Annotated in this window: 9 protein-coding genes; all 9 read left to right on the top strand. The window is 42.2% G+C overall.

What is annotated here, in order from left to right; all coding sequences use genetic code 11:
• Window positions 1-12: 12 nt before the first annotated feature.
• The 9 genes from AC3E9V_RS16315 to AC3E9V_RS16275 all read left to right on the top strand — a co-directional run bounded on the left by AC3E9V_RS16315 (window position 13) and on the right by AC3E9V_RS16275 (window position 19,584).
• Window positions 13-1,182: an AGE family epimerase/isomerase gene (locus tag AC3E9V_RS16315; protein WP_488749204.1), complete on the top strand. Its 1,170-nt coding sequence runs from the start codon at window positions 13-15 to the stop codon at window positions 1,180-1,182.
• 776 nt (window positions 1,183-1,958) lie between these two features.
• A complete protein-coding gene (locus AC3E9V_RS16310) occupies window positions 1,959-3,104 on the top strand; it encodes a glycoside hydrolase family 26 protein (RefSeq protein WP_488749203.1) in 1,146 nt (381 codons plus the stop codon).
• A gap of 7 nt (window positions 3,105-3,111) precedes the next feature.
• Window positions 3,112-4,995 (top strand): sialate O-acetylesterase, encoded by a 1,884-nt coding sequence (locus AC3E9V_RS16305; RefSeq protein ID WP_488749202.1) that lies wholly within the window; start codon window positions 3,112-3,114, stop codon window positions 4,993-4,995.
• A 162-nt stretch (window positions 4,996-5,157) separates the two neighbouring features.
• Window positions 5,158-9,189 carry a hybrid sensor histidine kinase/response regulator transcription factor gene (locus AC3E9V_RS16300; RefSeq protein ID WP_488749201.1) on the top strand — a complete coding sequence of 1,344 codons (4,032 nt, stop codon included), beginning with the start codon at window positions 5,158-5,160 and terminating at the stop codon, window positions 9,187-9,189.
• A 381-nt stretch (window positions 9,190-9,570) separates the two neighbouring features.
• Window positions 9,571-12,690 (top strand): SusC/RagA family TonB-linked outer membrane protein, encoded by a 3,120-nt coding sequence (locus AC3E9V_RS16295; protein WP_488749200.1) that lies wholly within the window; start codon window positions 9,571-9,573, stop codon window positions 12,688-12,690.
• Between the two features lie 19 nt (window positions 12,691-12,709).
• Window positions 12,710-14,401 carry a RagB/SusD family nutrient uptake outer membrane protein gene (locus AC3E9V_RS16290; protein WP_488749199.1) on the top strand — a complete coding sequence of 564 codons (1,692 nt, stop codon included), beginning with the start codon at window positions 12,710-12,712 and terminating at the stop codon, window positions 14,399-14,401.
• Between the two features lie 30 nt (window positions 14,402-14,431).
• Window positions 14,432-15,586, top strand: a complete 1,155-nt coding sequence (locus AC3E9V_RS16285) for a glycan-binding surface protein (RefSeq protein WP_488749198.1) — start codon at window positions 14,432-14,434, stop codon at window positions 15,584-15,586.
• Between the two features lie 10 nt (window positions 15,587-15,596).
• Window positions 15,597-17,747 carry a glycan-binding surface protein gene (locus tag AC3E9V_RS16280; protein ID WP_488749197.1) on the top strand — a complete coding sequence of 717 codons (2,151 nt, stop codon included), beginning with the start codon at window positions 15,597-15,599 and terminating at the stop codon, window positions 17,745-17,747.
• 121 nt (window positions 17,748-17,868) lie between these two features.
• Window positions 17,869-19,584 carry a glycoside hydrolase family 9 protein gene (locus tag AC3E9V_RS16275; RefSeq protein WP_488749196.1) on the top strand — a complete coding sequence of 572 codons (1,716 nt, stop codon included), beginning with the start codon at window positions 17,869-17,871 and terminating at the stop codon, window positions 19,582-19,584.
• The last annotated feature ends 19 nt before the right edge of the window (window positions 19,585-19,603 follow it).

Here is a 19,603-nt window from a genome sequence, read left to right as displayed (position 1 = left end):
TCACCCCAAAAAATGATCACCAGAAATGAGGCCTTAAAAGTTCTGAATGAAAACATTCTCAACTTTTGGCATAAGCGGATGATCGATCCCGACAATGGAGGATTTTATGGTCGCATGGACGGCCATGGTAACCTCCAAAAGGAGGCTGATAAGGGTGTGATTCTGAATACACGTCTTCTATGGACCTTTTCGGCTGCCTTTGGGTTGACAGGTAATCCAAAGTACAAGCTCATGGCTGACAGGGCTTATGAATACCTGGTTCAGCGCTTTATAGACCCGGAGTCCGGGGGTGTTTTTTGGATGCTGGACTGCAGTGGTGGAGTGGTCAATGACAAAAAGCAGGTTTATGCTCAGGCATTTGCCATCTATGCTCTTGCCGAATATCATAAGATCAACCCTTACAGGCGGGCTTTAGATCATGCCAAAAGACTTTTTGAACTGGTCGAACTCCATAGTTTTGATACCAGGCGAAATGGCTATTTCGAGGCTTTTGACAGATCGTGGGGTAAGATGTCTGATGTCCGGCTTAGCGACAAAGATATGAATGCCACCAAAACCATGAACACGCACCTGCATGTTCTGGAGGCCTATACAAATCTATACCGTGTTTGGCCAGACTCAACGCTGAGAAGCCAACTGATCAATTTGATAAAGCTTTTGAGTACGACCTTTTTATACCAAAACGGTCACTTTAAGCTATTTTTTGAAGACAACTGGAATCTGCTGTCTCATGAGTTTTCTTACGGCCATGATATTGAAGGCAGCTGGCTGTTATGTGAAGCAGCAGAAGTAGCAAATGAGGGGAGGCTTTTGAAAGACATCAGGGCGGTTTCGTTGAAGATGGTGGCAGCGGCTCTTGAGGGGTTGGATAAGGATGGTGGATTGATGAATGAAGGAGATCAGGATGGATTCACTGATACGGATAAACACTGGTGGCCTCAGGCCGAAGCACTGGTTGGCCTTATAAATGCTTTTCAGATAACAGAGGATAGCAAGTATCTAAAGGACCTGGAGAAAGTATGGACGTTTACAAAAGAAAAGCTGGTGGACCCGGATGGTGAGTGGTACTGGAAAGTTTCCCGGGATGGAATGGTATCCGCAGAGGAGGATAAAGCTGGTCCGTGGAAAGGACCCTATCACAATGGCCGGGCTATGATCGAGCTTTATTTGCGGTTGGTTTAATTAAGTTGTCCATTGATCCGTGGTTAAGGGTCAAAGCCTTCTCCTTCTCCTTCTCCAACTTTTTGAGTCATGCCATGACTTCAGAAGGTTATATAAGGCATGACTTGTTTAGTCCTATTGCTGATTAGCTACGAAGGCCACTTCACTCCAAGGTCTGGTGGTCTCACAGATCTTGTGATATTACGGCCTGTGAGCCACGGAAGGGACGCCATCACGAAGGCCTTCCAAATCTCAGATTTCATGCTGCACGCTGCGAGAGGATTTCCCCACCTGGGGATTTCGTGCCGCAGGCTGCGAGAAGGTTACTATTATTCCCCTCAGAGTCTCCTGCAAGGGACTCTGAGATAAAGTAGTGATTCCCTCAGTACCATCGGTCAGACGGCGTTCACAGACCTTGTGATATTCCGGCCCGGAGCCACGGAAGGGACGCCATCACGAAGGCCTTCCGAATCTCGGATTTCATGCCGCAGGCTACGAGAGGATTTCCCCACCTGGGGATTTCGTACCGCAGGCTGCGAGAAGGTTACGAGTCCCCGGATTTCGTGCTGACGTTCACGACAGGACTAAATCGTTCCAATACAGTCATCAAATGTTCACAGGCCTTTACAGTCTTTGACTTAATTTATATCATTAAGTGATCGTTTGATCTTGCAAATGTTTCACACTTCATTTATTTAGTTGATTAAGTTTTGAAGAGCCGGTTCCTGCTGGCTCTTTTTTTCGATTTAGTGATTTTTATTTAAAAATATTTCAGTACGGTTCTACACCAACATAAGATGAGACGCAAGTTTTTATCCGCAATTTTAGCTTTGGCATCTTCACTGGCCTTTGCCCAGGTTCCTGTTGACAAAGAAGCTACCCAAAAGACGCGTCATTTGTTAGTCAACCTGCATGAGATAGCAAAGCGGGGCTTTATGTTTGGTCACCAGGATGACCAGGCATATGGAGTAGGGTGGAAGGCTGAAAAGGGCAGGTCGGATGTGAAAGAGGCAGCAGGAAGCTTTCCTGCAGTCCATGGATGGGATGTGGGCAGGAGGCTTGATAGAGATAGTAATATTGATCAGGTGCGTTTTGATAATATGACCCTATGGATCAAAAAAGCCTATAAAATGGGCGCTATCAACACCATCTCCTGGCACCTGGATAACCTCACCTCAGGTAGTAATAGCTGGGATAAGACCCCTTCGGTTGCTGATATTTTACCAGGAGGGTCCAAGCATCAGGAGTTCTTGCAGCAATTGGATCTTTTGGCTGAGCTGTTGAATGATCAGAAGTCCTGGTTTTCTAAAATTCCCATCATTTTCAGACCCTGGCATGAACATAATGGTGACTGGTTTTGGTGGGGAAGGGGAAACTGTACTGAGGATGAATACATACGACTTTTTCAGTTCACTGCTGATTACCTGAAAAATGAAAAGGATATCCATCACCTGCTATATGCTTTTTCACCCGACCGATCGCGACTGAAAATGGATACCCTGACGCGTCAGAACTACTTTTATGGCTATCCTGGAGATGAATATGTAGATATTATTGGTTTGGATAATTACAGAGATGTAGGCCGTGGCGGAGACCCGCATAGCGAAGCACAGCAACGGAAATATTTCACAGAGAGCCTGAAACTTATCACAGCTATTGCTGAGGAGAAAGGCAAAGTAGCCGCTCTTACTGAAACGGGATTAGAAGGAGTGTCTAAGCCAGACTGGTTTACAGATACCATTCTTAATCCAATAAAGGAGCATGATGACGAAATAGACATTGCCTGGATCCTTGTTTGGAGAAATGCCAATGATACCCATCACTATGCTCCTTACCAGGGCCATCCAAGTGTTCCTGATTTTCAAAAGTTTAATGAAGATGAAATAACCTTTTTTGAAAAGGATCTTCGAAACCCATATAAACAAGGAAAGCTCTTCAACTGAAAATGCTATGAAAACCTTATTGAGCCTGTTTTTTTATTTGCTGATCATTTCATCCTGGGCGCAGCTCTCTATGCCTCAGTTTTTTAACGACCATATGATCCTCCAGCGGGAGATGCCGATTCGCTTCTGGGGTAATGCTACTCCTGGAGAAGCAATAACTGTAGAGCTGAATAGTTTCAGCACCATGACCAGGGCAGATAAGGATGGCAAGTGGGAGCTCCTTTTCCCTGCTCAGGATGCGGGAGGGCCTTATGATGTTACCATTACCGCTGGATCAGAGCTTACCTTTTCAGATGTATGGATAGGAGATGTGTGGGTGGCGAGCGGTCAGTCAAATATGGAATGGAAGCTGGGCTGGAAAGTTGATGATTCAGAAACCGAAATTGCCGATGGTAATTATCCGCAGATCCGGTTTTTTGAGGTTCCCAAAGTTATAGCTCTCAATCCAAAGGAGGATGTAACCGGTGGAGAATGGGTAGCAGCAAGCCCGGAAACTGTGGCTGATTTTTCGGCTGTAGCCTGGTTTTTTGCGAAGCGGAATCACCTGGAGAAGAACGTGCCTGTGGGCATCATCAGCAGTAACTGGGGAGGCACGCCGGCTGAAGCCTGGACCTCCGCAGAGCGGCTTCTGGAAGTGCCCGGTTACCGGGAAGCAGCAGCAGAGATGCTGGATCCGGATATAGACTGGGAAAAGAGAAAGCGCGAAAATGAGGAGCGTGAGGCGCTGAAATGGAGACTGATTGATAATAAAGAATCATTTAAAAAACTCAGAGCTCACAAGTTGATTTACGATGATTCCGGCTGGGAAGAGATCCGGCTTCCTAATGAACAACCGCTTCATGACTTTGTTTGGGTTCGCAAATCCTTTGATGTAGCGTCAAACAAAAACGCCAGCCTTTACCTGGGAGAGATCACTCAGATATGTCATGTGTTTCTGAACGGAGAGTTAATAAGTGCTGAGACCTGGCAGGATACCACCGGTATAGTAGAAGTATCGCCGGAAGTTTTGAGAAATGGAGCGAATACACTGGCGATCCGTGTGATCAATAGCTGGGATAACAATGTATACATTGGCAGGAAAGGTGAGATGTGGATTAAAACCTCCAAAGATGAGGTGAACCTTGAAGGAAATTGGAAATTCAGTAATTCACTGGAACCCGAAATACCTGAAGTAAAACGTTTTAACTGGCTTCCTGCTACGATTTACAATCAAATGATCCATCCTGTTGCAGGCTATTCCATGCAGGGTGTTATCTGGTATCAGGGAGAAAGCAATGCGGATAAACCCCAGTATTATAATGAGCTTTTCGAAACGATGATCGAGGACTGGCGAATCAAATGGAAGCAGGGTAATTTCCCCTTCCTGTTTGTGCAGCTGGCTAATTTTATGGAGAGGAAGGACCAGCCAGGTCAGAGTAACTGGGCCGAACTTCGTGAAGCCCAAACCCAGACTCTGGAGCTACCCAAAACCGGGATGGCCACCATCATTGATATAGGTGAAGCTAACGACATACATCCCCGAAACAAGCAGGATGTCGGATATAGACTTTGGCTGGCAGCCAGGAAAGTTGCTTTTAATGAGCCTATGATTTATTCCGGCCCACAATATGAATCTCATCATGTGATGGGTAGTAAGGTGATTATTACCTTTAATCAGGTTGGAAAAGGTCTGAAGTCATCTACCGAAAATGTGAAAGGGTTTGCACTAGCGGGAGCTGATGGGACTTTTTATTGGGCTGAAGCTAAGATAGTAGGTGATCAGGTGGAGGTTTGGAGTGAGCAGGTAGATCAGCCCAAATATATACGTTATGCCTGGGGGGATAATCCGGAAGTGAGTTTGTACAATATGGAAGATCTGCCGGCAGTACCGTTTCGAACTGATTCTAAATAGCTGAGATCGTGAGAATAATTTTTCCATTCTTGTTTCACCTGAAACGGTCAAATTAAATCCTTTTTAAACTTATTTTCCTAAGAGAGTCAGTTTGAGGGATTATGCTTATTTTTAATAAAGTGGATCAGGTTTGAAGTAACTATGAATTGTCATTGGAAATGTGTGTTAGCAGTTTTTTTAGCAGCCCTGGCTTATGAAGGGAATGGGCAGCTATCTCAAATCCGGTTTGAGCATCTGGATATTCGCGATGGCCTGTCACACAACCGGGTCTCATCTATTTTTGAGGATGAGCTGGGCTTCATGTGGTTTGGGACCCGTTCCGGCTTAAATCGCTATGACGGTTACAAGATCAAGACCATCGAATACGATGAGGACGATCCCTATTCACCCACTGATCCCGGTGTGGTATGGCTGAAGGAAGGACCGCATGGTTACCTGTGGATCAAGACTAACTTTGGAGTTTTTGGCTATGATATTTACCGGGAGCGCTTTGTGGATATTTCAGCTCTGCTCAGTGAAATGCAGATAAATAATTACAATTTGTCTGATATTATTAAAGATCATCAGGGTAATTACTGGTTTTTGATAAACGGTGTAGGTATCAAAAAATACATCGCTGATAAGGATGCCGTTTACCATTATGGAGGCGCGTACCGGGACGTAACTTCAGTACAGTCAGATCAGACCGGAAACATGGCTTTGATACACTTAGATGGTGAGATTGAGTTAGTCAACATAGATGACCCCAGGCAAACTACCTTTCTGTCTTACCCTGATCATATACAAAACCTTCAAAACCTTTCGACCTACATAGATGATGATGGGGATTATTGGTTTTACAGTTCAGACCATTCTCTGGGAGTTTGTTATTATAATCCTGATAAAGGATCATGCAGGCATTTTGATGAGAAAGAACTGGGGTCCAGTTTGGCAACGGGAGTCATTCAGGATGAATCAGGCCGGATAATAGTGGGTGTTGATCATGGAGGTATTACGGTAATTTCCAAGAGTGATTGGAGTTATCAGAACTTCACAGACAATCCTTCAGATCCCAAGTCCCTTAGCCACAATAGTATAATATCCTTATACCAGGACCGCTCAGGACTGATATGGATTGGTACCAATAAGGGCGGTGTTAATTATTTTTCACCCAAGTCAGTGTCCTTCAATTTCTATAAGCAAACAGATAATGAAACTCCGAATGTCAATGATATATGGCCCCTTGTGGAAGACAAAAAAGGAAATTTATGGATAGGGAGCGATGGGGGAGGTTTGGTATACTTTAACCTCCATAATGGAAATTTCACGAATTACCGCCATGATGTCAATAATCCGCACAGTATAAGCTCCGATATTGTGGTGAGTATGTGTAAGGGTACAGATGGCGGACTCTGGTTAGGTACTTATTTTGGAGGCTTAAATTATTTTGACGGTCAGAAGTTTTCGCATTTCTATCATGACCCTGAAGACCCTAATTCAATAAGCGATAACAGTGTTTGGAAATTGTATTTAGACTCTGAAGAAAACCTCTGGGTAGGCACACTTAAAGGGGGAGTAGATGTTTATAATTCACAGTTTAAAAAGATTTATCATTTTGGACTGGATAATCAGGCTATTCATTCCAATTACATCACTTCATTTTTTGAGGATAAAAGTGGCAGCATATGGATCGGTACCGGGTATGGCCTTGAGATCTTTAATCCTCAGGACACTTCTTTTGTGCATATGCTAAAGGAGGAAGGAAACCCGGAATCTTTGAGTAATAACTCTATTCTGGATCTTTATTGTGACTCCAATAATGATATGTGGGTGGGGACCATGTACGGTCTGAGCCATTATGACAGGGATTCCGGCAGGTTCTTTAATTACTATAAAGAAAATGGACTTCCTGAAAACATTGTTGCTGCTTCTCTGGAGGACGAGCAGGGAAATATGTGGTTTAGCACTTACAAAGGCATATCTAAACTGAACTTTAAAAATGGAGAAGCTGAGTTTCAGAATTTTGATATTTCAGACGGGCTTCAGGGAGATATGTTTAATGAAAGGTCCGCGCTCAGACTCAGTAATGGAAATCTTGCGTTTGGGGGTAAAAATGGGTTAAACGTTTTTGATCCGGATAAGATCAATATAGTTGACAATAAGAATAAACTGGTTTTTCTGGATTTTTATGTATCTAATCACCTCATAAAACCCGGATCAGAATATAACGGAAGAACATGGCTGGAAGATGGAATCAATAACGCCAAAGAGATTGTACTAAAACCCTCCGAAAACTCTTTTACCATAGAGTTTACCTCGCTGAATTTTTATCAGCAGGAAAATATGATCTACAAGTATCGGTTAGCAGGGTTTGATGATAACTGGATAGTACGCCCAAATATCCATAGAGCCAATTATACCAACCTGGACCCTGGAAAGTATCGGTTTGAAGTGATGGCTACAGATCAGAGTAATAAATGGGATGATCAGGCTATTATTTTGGATATAGAAGTGTTGACCCCTTTTTGGAAGACCCCACTGGCTAACCTGATATATACCATATTGGTTTTAGTTGCATTACTGCTGACCAGAAGAGCGATTATTCAGAAGGAGCGTTTTAGAGCCAAAGTAGCTCATGACCGTCTTGAAGCACAAAGGCTCCATGAGCTGGACTTGATGAAGATAAAGTTCTTTACAAACATCAGCCATGAGTTCCGTACGCCACTGACCCTTATACTTACTCCTATAGAACGATTACTGAAACGGGAGAATGACACTGGTGACCAAAAGAACTTTCAACTGATCTTCAGGAATGCAAAGCGGCTCCTAACATTAGTTAACCAACTGTTGGATTTCAGGAAAATGGAAGCCAATCAGCACAGGTTATCTCTCGCTACGGGAGATTTAGTGGCTTTCATCCGAAGTATAGTTGAATCATTTTCAGATCTTTCGAGTGACAGGCATATCCGACTTGATTTTAAATCCGGCTTACCGGAGTTTCTTACTCTTTTTGATAGAGATAAGGTGGAAAAAATAATGTTTAACCTTCTTTCGAATGCTTTCAAATTCACCAATACGGGTGGAAAGGTGGAAGTCCACCTCAATGAAATGTCGTATAGAGAAGGTGTACATATCATCCAGATAAAAGTAAAGGACACGGGCATTGGAATACCACCTGAACGTCTCAATGATGTTTTTAACCGTTTCTTTCAAGTGGAAAATGATAAAAAAGTGAATCTAAATCATGGAAGTGGGATAGGCCTGTCGATCACCAAGGAATTTGTGGAGATGCATGATGGGAATATTTGGGTTGAAAGTAAACCGGATGTAGGTAGCTCATTCATATTTGAGCTGCCCCTGAAGCGTATTACGGATCAATATGAAGCTATTGATGTAATTGATGGGTTACAAGAAGAAGTGTTGGTGCAAACGGAACATCAAAGCTCAAAACCAACTATCATGCTGGCTGAAGACAATACTGATTTTCGATTTTACTTGCGTGATAACCTGCGGGACCAGTATAATATTCACGAAGCACCAAACGGTAAACTGGCGTGGAAGAAAATCATGGAGAGCCATCCGGACCTGGTCGTTACGGATATCATGATGCCAGAGCTGAATGGAATTGAGCTTTGCCACAAAATAAAAAATGATCCGCGGACGGCTCACATCCCTGTTATCCTTCTGACGGCTCATTATTCTGATGACCAGAAGCTTGAAGGCTTTGAAGCAGGCGCTATAGAATACATCACAAAGCCATTCAATTTTGAAATTCTGATCCGGGCGATACGCTCTGCAGTACAGCTCCAAAAGTTAATTCATGCCTCGGAACACAGAATCGATGTGAAGCCCGCAGAGATAGAGATCACCTCTCTTGACGAGAAGTTTATCAAAAAAGCCATGGATATCGTAGAGGAGAATATTTCCAATGCTGACTTTTCCGTTCAGGAGCTAAGCCGGGAGCTAGCCGTAAGCCGGGGACAGCTTTATAAGAAAACCCTGGAGCTAACAGGGAAGACACCCATTGAGTTTATCCGCTCTATTCGTATAAAGCGTGCGGCCGCATTGCTTGAAAAAAGTCAGCTTAATGTGGCAGAGGTAGCTTATAAAGTAGGGTTTAACAACCCCAAATACTTCACTAAATATTTTAAAAAGGAATATAAAGTGCTCCCGTCCAGATACACTGCCATGGATCACAGCCGTGCGGAAGGGTAGAGTTGTGGTCAGAGCTGTCATGTATTTACACATTCTTCAATTGGAAATCGATTTCCTTTGAAAATATTTTTTATCCAGGTATCATTTTGTCTAATCATACGGGTTCATCTGATTATTTGATCTTCAAATAATACAATTACACATCTCTAATATCCTTATAAAAGCTGTTTAATCTCCCATAAGGTCATTTTTAACATTTTGATACCATTTTGTGATCAAATGAGGTACATTGGTTGTGTGGCGTCTGATTAACATTATATCAGATTTAGTCAGCGATGTGCAGGCTATGCGAAAAATCAAGTTGTAAAACGTAACTAAATGTTTATGAGAAGTATTTCTACAAAAAGGGGGCGGTCATCTTTCCACTGTTGGCCAACCTTAATGATTACCTTCTTTCTGCTCTTTACTTTACGGGTTCAGGGGCAAGACAGAACGGTAACCGGAGTAGTAACATCCGGGGAAGATGGAGAACCTTTGCCAGGTGTCACAGTTTTGGTCAAAGGGACCACTAACGGCACGATTACTGATATAGAAGGTGCATACAAGATAAATACAGGTCCCGAGGCAGTATTGTCAATTTCCTTCGTTGGTTTTCAGACAAAGGAGATTGAAGTTGGTGACCGCTCAAAAATAGATGTCACTCTTGATCTGGATGTAACCGCATTGGAAGAAGTGGTTGTAATTGGCTATGGTTCTATGAGGAAGGCGGATATGACTAGTGCCCACACATCCATAGGTGTGGAAGAAATAGAAAAGACCATTAACGTAACCATTGAACAAGCTATCCAAGGTAGATCCCCCGGTGTGTATGTTACACAAAATACGGGAGCACCAGGAGGAGGTATCTCAGTAAATATCCGCGGAATTAACTCCATCAATGGTAGTAACGAACCTCTATACGTTATCGATGGGGTCCAAATACAAGGGGCTATTTCACCTGATGGGTCAAACCCATTATCTAATCTCAATCCATCTGATATTGAGAGCATTGAGATTTTACAAGGCCCGTCTGCCACAGCAATATACGGTTCAAGAGCAACCAATGGAGTTGTTTTAATCACAACAAAAAGAGGAAAGGCTGGGGAAATGAAGGTTTCATACGGCTACATGTACAGTTTGCAGGCGGCTCCTAAGGAACTGAGCGTAATGAACATGAGACAATATGCTCAAATGGAAAATGAGTATAAAGGTATAGCAGGAGGTACAGTAAGAGAAGAATTTTTAGATCCGTCTCTTCTTGGAGAGGGTACTAATTGGCAAGATGAGCTGTTTAAGTCAGCACCTATGCAAAAACATCAGGTAAGTTTGAGCGGGGGTGGTGATAAAACTACTTATTTTCTGTCAGGTGAATATCTGGATCAGGAAGGTGTAGCTATAGGATCAGGGTTTGACCGGTACTCAGTAAGGTTGAATTTGGATAACCAACCCAGAGAATGGCTGAAAATTGGTGCTAACTTTAATGTTGCTCAAACTAACCAACAACTCTCCACTACTGAATCTAATATAATCACACGTGCGATTCAGCTAGCCCCCCATATCCCGGTGAGAAATCTTGATGGAAGTTATGGTGGAGGAACTGTTACACCGGAAAATAGCTCAGAACAATTTTCGCCACCTAATCCTATAGGTTTAGCTAATATCACTACTAATGAAGTGACCAGAAGGCAGGTCTTGGGTGGTGTTAATTTAGGAGTGGATATTATCGAAGGTTTGACCTTCCGTACGGCGTTTAATACGAATATTGGTTTTTCAAACTCCACTTACTTTTTACCAACCTACAAGTTTGGATATCAGGAAAATGCGGAGGCAATTCTGAATAATAGTCACAACTTAAATACCTATTGGGGTTGGAACCAGACTTTAGAATACAGGAAGCAAATAGGTGATCACAGTTTTTCTGTTATGGCCACGCATGAGGCACAGGAGTCTGCATGGAAGAACCTGTTTGCAGAAAGGAGAGGATTCCAGACTAATGATGTAATAGATATCAATGCAGGAGACGAAGCTTTGGATGATACCGGAGGAGGACAAGGTGATTGGGCCATGGAGTCTTACCTTAGCCGGGTTACTTACAATTTTGCGGATCGGTATATGATACAAGCAAACTTCCGAGCTGATGGGTCCGTGAACTTTGGTTCTGAAAATAAGTGGGGTTATTTCCCCTCTGTTTCTGCAGCTTGGAGAATTTCAGAGGAACCATTTTTCAATTTCCCGATTATATCTGATTTGAAGCTGCGTTACGAAACAGGTCTTACAGGAAGTCAGGGAAGTGGAGGTGCCATTTATGGAACATTGCAAGCTAGTCCATCCGAATGGGGGACGAGTTTTAGACCAAACAGATACCCTAACCCTGGCTATGGCTGGGAAGAAACACTGACTAATAACTTTGGTGTCAATTTGGCCCTTTTTGATAACCGCATCCAGATTGAGGCAGATTATTATATCAAGACCACTGACAACCTGATCCTGGAAAATCAGCTTCCCTGGTATATGGGAGTACAAGGTCAGGGAAATATCCAGGCGCCAACAGTTAACATTGGATCTTTGGAAAATACAGGATGGAATTTCACTCTAAATACAATCAATATTGATAGGAGAGGCTTCACCTGGTCTTCTAGCATGAACTTGTCACATTTTGAAACAAAACTAACAAGTTTGACCACTGCTGCAAGTCACCTGGACAAAATAAACTGGTGGATGAGAGACTGGACTCAACGTTCAGTGGTAGGAAAGGCCCCATGGTTATTCTATGGCTATATCGAAGAGGGAATCTTCCAAAGTATAGAGGAACTGGAAGCAAGCGCTCTTCCGGCTGACAATAACGGCGATGAATATCCAATTGAAGAGAATGGTATTTGGATTGGAGATGTTAAGTACAAGGACATAAATGGTGATGGAATCATTACTGGTGAAGATCGAACATTTATTGGTAATCCATGGCCAAGGCTTTTTGCGGGTTTAACTAATACCTTCACTTACAAAGGATTTGATCTGAGTATCTTATTAACAGGAACTTACGGAAATGATGTGTATAATTTTCTCCGTAATGAAAACACAAATCCCAATAACATAAATCTTGGTAGAAACCTGTTTGAGGAAGCATTTGATTATGCTAAGATTGAATATGATGAAGGAGACAACCCCTACCTCGCAAATCCAGGTACGGATGTAGCCCGACTATCCGGAACAGGTCAGAATAATAATTTTGAGCGTCACACAGATAAGTTTGTAGAGGACGGATCTTATGTTAGAGTCAAGAATATTACCCTTACATACAGACTTCCAGCGATGGTTATTGGAAAACTTAAATTTATTCGTGGAGCACGAATCGGGGTGAGCGGACAGAATATATACACTTTAACGAATTACTCAGGATATGATCCTGAAGTTGGATCCTATGTGGGGCCTAATGCTAATGCAAGCAATGCTGCAGTTGGTGTGGATTACGGCCGCTATCCTATTACCCCGGTGTATACTGTAAATGTGGGTATTGATTTTTAAGAATTTAAAAGACAGAACAATGAAGACTAATAATATATTAATTGGTTTATTGCTGATAAGTGTATTGGCTGGTTGTCAGGACGATTTTCTTGAGAGGCCTCCTAAGGACACTTTGGTAGATGCCAACTTCTATAAAACCGATGATCAGGTACTTGCCGGAACAGCAGCCTTGTATAGTGTGGTATGGAAGGATTATAATGATAAATCCAGCTACAACCTTGGAGATTTTAGAGGTGGTACCGTTTACCGGGCCTGGAATGATCGGGATAATGTGCTTTTTAATACTACCTCTGTTTCACCCAGAAATGGTGAAGCATATCGTTCATTCTATAATGTAATAGGACAGGCAAATATTGCGATCCATAATATCAATACTTATGCAGGATCAGCGGTAAGCGATGAAATTAAAAATCACGCAATTGCAGAAGCGAGATTTATGCGAGCAACTGCTTATAGTTATTTAGTTATGAATTATGGTCCGGTTCCTATCATTGAAAATAACCTGGAACTTTTGTCAGACTCCAGTATTACGCGGAATACAGTAGAAAGTGTATGGGAGTTCATTACCCGGGATTACCTTTTTGCAGCAGAAAATTTGTTGGAGTCGCCTGAAGAAGTAGGCCGTGTTACGAAATGGTCTGCAGAAGGGATGCTGGCTCGTACGTACCTTACTCGCGCCGGAGTTGGGTCTTCTGGTGGAAACAAAAATCAGGAATACCTGGATCTGGCAATGGAATACGCTGATCGTGTAATTACTATGAGTGGTAAGTCTCTGCTTTCTGATTATGCGGACTTATTCCTTTTTCCTTACGATAACAACAATGAGTCTCTGTTTGAGCTTCAGTGGGTTTATACTACTGATTATGCAGCGGCTAATACTATGGTGTCACAGATCACCTTCAGCAATGATATTGCTAATGGTGACGGCTGGGGAGGAGATATTGGAGCTTCATATTGGATGTTAACCCTTTATGACGGCTTGGTACCCACGGATGGATCGCCGGGTTTCACGAACGATGAGCGCCTGAAAGCTACTTTTATGCTTCCTGGGTTTCATTATCCTGAGATCACACAGACCGTCAGAAATGAAGATGGAAGTACTTCTGAACAAGAATTGGTATTCCCTAACCCAGGAACAGAGGCCTTCCAAAGCTTTGCCAGTCCTAAGAAATACGTAGTTGGTAAAGCCAAGGATCTACAGGAAAAAGGAGGAAATGCCACAACTCAGCGATATCCTAACAACACATATATGCTCAGGTTGGCTGAAATGTACCTAATCTATGCTGAAGCAGCATTAGGAAATAATGCATCTACAACTGATGCTAAAGCGCTTGAGTATTTTAACGAAGTTCATACCAGAGCCGGACTCTCAACATTTACAGATGCTTTAACATGGCGCGTGATTTTTGAAGAGCGATGCAGAGAATTTGCGATGGAAGGTATGTCCTGGTATGACCTGGTAAGATTACATTACTTCAATCCTAACGAAGCCTATAATATCATCAATAATCAAAATCGTGGTTTGTATTTAATTCAACCAAACCAATGGCCTGACCCTACTGCATGGACTGTGGAAATCCAGGAGGATTCTGAATTGCAGGCTTTTGCTGTAGCTAATTCTGGAAATTTCCAGCTTCCAATACCCGCTGCAGAGGCTAGTCAGGCACCTAATCTGAAAAAGCCTCCAGTGCCTTATGATTTTGGAGATTAATGTCAAATGAACTTAGAAATGAATATTGATATGAAAATATTTAATAGAACAACATGGAGCTTCGTGATAGCTTTAATGTTGGCAGCATTAATTACATCATGTAATGATGATGATGACGCCATGAATAATGGAGAACCTAGCATAAGCTATGTCAGAGTGACTGATCCTGAGTCTTCAGATTCTTTATTGGTATCAGCGGGTCAGGGAAGTATGGTTGCCATTATTGGAGAAAATCTTGGCTCCACCCGTCAGGTATGGTTTAATAACAGGCGAGCACAACTTTCTCCAAACCTGATTACATCTACTTCTGTTATCACAAGGGTGCCAAGTCAAATTCCAACAGTGATCAATAACACCTTGACTATTGTTTTTGCGAATGGTGACTCCTTATACCATGATTTTGAGGTAGCCATTGGGGAGCCGCAAGCTTTAAGCATGGTGAGTGAATATGTGAATACTGGAGATATAGCACAGATTCGTGGGCAATATCTATACGAGCCACTTACCGTAACTTTTACTGGAGGTGTAACAGGCACTTTGGATAATGTAGAAGATGATTTTCTGAGTGTAATTGTTCCGGAAGGTGCTCAACCAGGGCCAATTACCATTACCAATAATTTTGGCGAGGTTGAGTCGAGTTTTTGGTTCAGAGACAATCGAAACATAATCGCTGGATTTGAAGAGTCTGATTTTTCTGGCTGGTGGCACGGTCCGGATTACATTGTATCCAGTGATCCTCAAATCACATCTATTAATAATAAATTCATCAGAATTGATCGAGAACTTGCCGAGTGGGGTTGGTTTGAGATGTGGGTAGGAAATGGAGGAACCATTCTGGAAGGGACAAGCAATATTCCAGCAGATGCTTTTGACAATCCAGGTGATTATAGTCTCAAATTTGAGATTAATACGCTTGAGTCACTTACAGGAGCAAGGCTTCATATGTACATAGGGCCGGATATGCCAGGAGAACGTAACAATGAAAATAATGAGTATTGGTGGGAACCTAACCTTCATACTGAGGGAGAGTGGCAAACTGTATCAATCCCATGGGACGAGTTTATGGCGAGTGCTTCTACTCTGGCATATGATCCAAATGGTTATCAGGTGTCCTTCCACTTTAGTGGACCAAATGCAGTCAACGCGAAGTTTGGCTTAGACAATATCCGTGTAGTACCTAATTAAACTGAAAATCATGATAAGTAGACTATATAAAACAAAGTTATTTGTCTTGCTGGCATTACTGATTTCAGGAGCTATGATGGTTTCTTGTAATGATGATGATGAAGATAATGCAAGCGATGAGATAATATTATTGAGTTATGGTCCCTCGCCTATTCTCAGAGGAGAACAAATTCAATTTATTGGACGGAACCTGGATCAGGTTACAACTATTGTTTTTCCTGAGAATGTAGAAGTCACTGAGTTTGAGGAACAGCAACATGATAAAATAGTTGTAGTAGTTCCAGAAGCTGCAGTACCGGGAAACATCACTCTTAAAACTCCTGATGGGGACATAGTTCCGAAAACTCCTTTTGATGTATTGGAGCCTATTGAAATAGAGAACATTTCTCCTCTGGAGCTGAGGCCGGGAGCAGTCTTAACAATCAAAGGCACCTATTTGAATCTCATAAACCAGGTTCAGTTTAGTGTGAGTAAGGTGGTTAAGAAAGCCGATTTTGTAAGCCAGTCTCAGACTGAGTTGAAGGTTATTGTACCCGCTGATGCACAAAGTGGACCTATTATAATCAGTAACCTAGCTGAGAATGAAAATGAGCTTGTTGAGATAGAATCTGAAGAAGAGATAGCAGTTATTTTACCTAAAATCACAGGGATGTCACCACTTCCTGTTAAACCAGGTAATAATCTGACCATAACCGGGACCGATTTAGATTTAACTGCACAAGTATTATTTAATGGAGGAGTTTCGGCAGACGAGTTTGTAAGTGTGAGTGCAACTGAATTAGTTGTAGTTGTTCCTTTAAATTCTTTAGAGGGGGTGGTCAAAGTTAGTGCTCCATCGTTGGTTTCTACCGAATCCGCTGATCCTTTAACTATCGTTGCACCAACTATTTCAGATATTTCTCCTTCTCCAATTAAGTCTGGAAATAATGTTACAATTACGGGAACTGACCTTGATTTGGTCACTGATGCCGTTTTTGGAGGAGGAGTTGAAGGGACTATAGTAACACAATCAGAAACTCAACTGGAAATAACAGTACCTCAAAATGCATCTGAAGATGTAGTTACACTAAACACAGTTGCAAAATCAGTAAGTTCTGCAGCTGCTTTGGAATTAGTTGACCCTACCATTACATCGTTAAGTGAAACTACAATAAAGACAAATCAGGAACTTACTATTACAGGCACAGACCTGGATCTTGTAGTTTCTGTTTTTTTTGGAGGAGGAATTCAGGGTACTATTAGCTCTCAGACAGAGACTGAACTGGTTGTCAAAGTACCTGTTGGGTCAGAGTCAGATGTGATTACCTTAAATACCATCAATAATAGTGAGATTCTATCCAGTGAGTCAATTACAATTTTGCCGGGGAATGTGCCTGTAATTAGTACAATGCCTTTATCAGCAAAACGAGGTAGTGTACTTGTCGTAGAAGGTGAAAAGATGGAATTTGTTGTAGAGGTTATCTTTCCAGGGGATATAGTAGCTACTAAATATGGAGCAAAAACAGCAACTTTGCTGGAAGTTTATGTGCCGGAGAATACAACTAAAGGGAAAGGTACAATTACATTGATTACATATGAAGATGAAGTAACCACCACTCCTGAAATATTGATTACTGGACTTGATCCGGTTCAAGATACTGATCTGGTATTTTTTAATTTTGATGGAACTGGAGCTAAAGATAGCTGGTGGGGTGCAGTATCTATAGAAAGTGATGCTTCACATGAAGTGAATGGTACTCCATATGGTCGTATAAATGGTAGTTATACTAATTGGTCCGATTTGTTCTGGAGAAATGCAAGTAATAATTTTCCAGGTGATGTAGTGGGGACAGATATTTCCAGTTATGTCTTAAAATTCGATATCAAGTTAGTTAGTACAATTACTGATGGGAATCTTAAATTCAAGCTTCAGCCTGATGGAGGTACAGAGTACTGGGCGCTAATAGGCCCTGAAGGGCCAAGCGGAGAGAATGTACTGGCAACAGATGGTTGGATTACAATGACCATTCCTCTCACCGATTTTAAAGATGGTTGGGGATGGGGTACTAACACAATGACAGATCTGTCAGGTGGAAGTACTACTTTCGGGATGGCTTTTGATAATGGATCAGCTGATTTAGATTTCTATATCGACAATGTACGCTTTGAGTTGAAGGAATAGTTCAACAATAGTGCAATATTATTGAACCGAGGAAACAACCATTGTTTCCTCGGTTATTTCTTAATTACCTAGGACCTTCTTGTTATTGATCATGCGGATTTTTTGCGGGTTGTTTTTCCTTATGTTATCATTGGAAAGGTGTGCCTTTGTTGACCCTTACCAATACACAGAATCAGCCATTCGGCTAAATCAGATTGGCTATCTAACACAAGGTAAGAAGCAGGCTGTAGTCGTTAGTCCTGATCAGGATTCTTTCACTTTAAAGAATGAGGCAGGAGAAGTGGTTTTTGAAGGCAGTCTTTTAAAAAAGAAGTTTTGGGATAAATCAGGAGAGGAAGTGGCTATTGCTGACTTTTCTTCATTCAATATACCCGGTCGGTATCAGCTTTATAATGGGGAGATCTTTAGTGGAGTTTTTACAATTGGGGATCAGCCGTATACGGATCTGATCAAAAAATCCTCTAAGTACTACTATTATCATCGGGCATCCACTACCATCGAAAAAAAATACTCAGGCATTTACAACAGACCATTAGGCCACCCGGATACAGCTGTGAGCGTCCATTTATCAGGAGCCTCAAAAGAACGACCCGAGGGGTATCAACTAGCTACTCCTTTTGGCTGGTACGATGCAGGTGACTACAATAAATATATGGTAAATAGTGGCATAACCACCTACACATTACTGTTAGCTTACCAGCAAAACCGTTCTGTATTTGATACACTGGATCTTCATAATCCGGAGAGTAGGAACTCCACTGCCGACCTTTTGGATGAAATACTATGGAATATCAAGTGGATGGAGTCCATGCAGGACCCCAACGATGGGGGTGTTTATCATAAAACAACTACAGCAAATTTTGAGGGGTTCATCCAGCCGGAAAAAGCTACCAGCCCAAGATATGTAGTTTCGAAAGGAACCACAGCAACTCTAAACTTTGCAGCGGTTTTGTCTAACGCTTCCAGAGTATTTCATGAAACAGATCCTGAATATGCCAAATCATTATTGACAAAGGCAGAGCAGGCATGGAGCTGGGCAGAAGTACACCCGAATCTGCCTTTTGAAAATCCCAGAGCCATAGACCCTAACTTTCCTTCTATTACCACTGGTGAATATGGAGATAGGGTCTTTACAGATGAATTTTTTTGGGCAGCAACAGAACTTTACCTTGCCACGGGAAAGAATAAATACCTGGACTATATTGATTTTTCGAGTGTCCAGTATTTTGGTGTGCCAAGTTGGAATGCAGTGGAAACCCTGGGGCTGATCTCCTTATCGTCCTCGGGAAATATGGTCCCGGAAATGTTAAAGAAAAAATCGTCAGATGAGCTGATGATGCTGGCTGAGAAGCTTATTGGTGTTTGGAGAGAAGCTCCATATAAAATTACCCTGAATGAATTCAGGTGGGGGAGTAATTCCGTTATTCTTAATCAAGGGCTGGTCCTGATTAATGCCTACAAAAGCTTTGGCAACACTGAATACTATGAGGCTGCGCTCTCATGTTTGGACTATGTGCTGGGACGCAATGCACTAGGCTATTGTTTTGTCACGGGAATGGGACACCTGTCTCCGATGAATCCACACCATAGAATATCTGCCAGTGATACTATCAAAGAGCCAATTCCCGGAATGCTGGTGGGAGGTCCTAACCCTCAAAATGTGGATCAGGACTGTGGCAGTGAAAAGTATGAAGTTTTACTGCCGGCACGATGTTACATTGATGATGAATGTAGTTATTCTACAAACGAGGTAGCTATTAACTGGAACGCACCCCTTGTCTATGTAAGTTCTACTCTCCAGATGATTTACCTTGACGATTTCAAGGAACGGATCTGATCATCATGCTGATTTCATG

The sequence above is a fragment of the Marinoscillum sp. HNIBRBA16962 genome, assembly GCF_057801515.1.
Note: the sequence above shows the minus strand (reverse complement) of the source record. Positions and strands in the feature narration are given on the sequence as shown.

Bases quoted from the DNA above. Each gene is read 5' to 3' on its own strand.
- AC3E9V_RS16305 (WP_488749202.1), top strand. From the start codon at position 3,112: ATGAAAACCTTATTGAGCCTGTTTTTTTATTTGCTGATCATTTCATCC.
- AC3E9V_RS16315 (WP_488749204.1), top strand. From the start codon at position 13: ATGATCACCAGAAATGAGGCCTTAAAAGTTCTGAATGAAAACATTCTC.
- AC3E9V_RS16290 (WP_488749199.1), top strand. From the start codon at position 12,710: ATGAAGACTAATAATATATTAATTGGTTTATTGCTGATAAGTGTATTG.
- AC3E9V_RS16310 (WP_488749203.1), top strand. From the start codon at position 1,959: ATGAGACGCAAGTTTTTATCCGCAATTTTAGCTTTGGCATCTTCACTG.
- AC3E9V_RS16285 (WP_488749198.1), top strand. From the start codon at position 14,432: ATGAAAATATTTAATAGAACAACATGGAGCTTCGTGATAGCTTTAATG.
- AC3E9V_RS16275 (WP_488749196.1), top strand. From the start codon at position 17,869: ATGTTATCATTGGAAAGGTGTGCCTTTGTTGACCCTTACCAATACACA.
- AC3E9V_RS16280 (WP_488749197.1), top strand. From the start codon at position 15,597: ATGATAAGTAGACTATATAAAACAAAGTTATTTGTCTTGCTGGCATTA.
- AC3E9V_RS16295 (WP_488749200.1), top strand. From the start codon at position 9,571: ATGATTACCTTCTTTCTGCTCTTTACTTTACGGGTTCAGGGGCAAGAC.